The sequence below is a fragment of the Ruminococcus sp. AF31-8BH genome (genome assembly GCF_003460605.1).
GTDB lineage: Bacteria > Bacillota > Clostridia > Lachnospirales > Lachnospiraceae > Blautia_A > Blautia_A acetigignens.
Map to the genome: position 1 here is coordinate 233,174 of NZ_QTVN01000008.1, position 1,186 is coordinate 234,359.

Sequence of the window (1,186 nt, forward strand, 5' to 3'; positions counted from 1 at the left end):
CTTGTACAATGCACTAAATGGGAAAAACTACAGTGATTGTGCTCAGCTGGAGATTGTGACCCTGGAGAATGCTATATACATGAGCATGAAAAATGATCTGGCATTTATTTTGGACCTGGCTTTGTTTCTCTGGGAGCATCAGTCTACGTATAATCCTAATATTCCCCTGCGTGATCTGATGTACATAGCCAAGGAATACGAGAAGTATATAAAGGAAAAAGGAATTTCCTTATACTCCAACAGACAGCAGAAAATTCCCGCACCGCAGTTTATTGTATTCTATAACGGGAACCGTAAGATTGGAGAACGGATGGAACACCGTTTGTCCGATGCATACGAAACATCCAATGGAGAGCCTGCATTGGAACTGAAGGTTCTGGTAATTAATATCAATGAAGGCTACAACCAGAAGCTCATGGAAAGCTGCCAGATCCTGAAGGAATATGCCCAGTACGTGTCAAAAGTAAGAACATACAAGAAAACGCTGAGTTTAAACGAGGCGGTAGAAAAAGCAGTGGAAGAATGCATTCAGGAAGGAATTCTTCGGGAATTTCTTCTGAAGCATCGTGCGGAGGTAGTCGCAATGAGTATATTTGAATACGACCGGGAATGGGAAGAAGAGTTGCTACGAAAAGAGGAATTCGAGGCCGGGAGAGAATTGGGAAAAGAGCTTGGGGAAAAACTCGGGAGAGAACTTGGAAAAGAAGAGGAGCGAAAGAATACAGAAAAAGAGCGTAGGCGCGCTGACAATGCGGAAAGAGAACTTTTGCTTCTGAAAAAAAAGCTTGCTTTACTGGAGGGAAAATAGAAAATTAGGTGTTTACCAAGCCAGGAAATTGCAGTACTGTATGCTGTTGATTTCCTGGTTTTATTTTATGAAATACTGAACAATTCCAGAATTATTGAAATAGAAATTTATATGTAGTTTTGAAATGGCAGAATGGTGGTTGAAGTCATATTGACAAGGGCGAAACGGTGGTTGTAAGATATACCTATGACAGCTGGAAATCGGCCTGCATTACTGCCGCAGCCGTTACTACGATCCTGCAATCCGCAGATTCATCAGCGCGGATGACACACAGGTTTTAAGGGACAATCTCGATATGCTGGGCGAGAAGAACCTGTATGCATACTGTGATGATAACCCGATCACGAGAGTTGATGTTAATGGACAGTTTTCTTTGAT

1 protein-coding gene is annotated in these 1,186 nt (G+C 42.1%); it reads left to right on the forward strand.

The window, feature by feature from the left end; genetic code table 11:
• Positions 1-808 (forward strand): hypothetical protein (locus tag DWZ38_RS11985; RefSeq protein WP_207661323.1); only part of this gene is annotated, 808 nt, incomplete at its 5' end.
• Positions 809-1,186 lie beyond the last annotated feature (378 nt).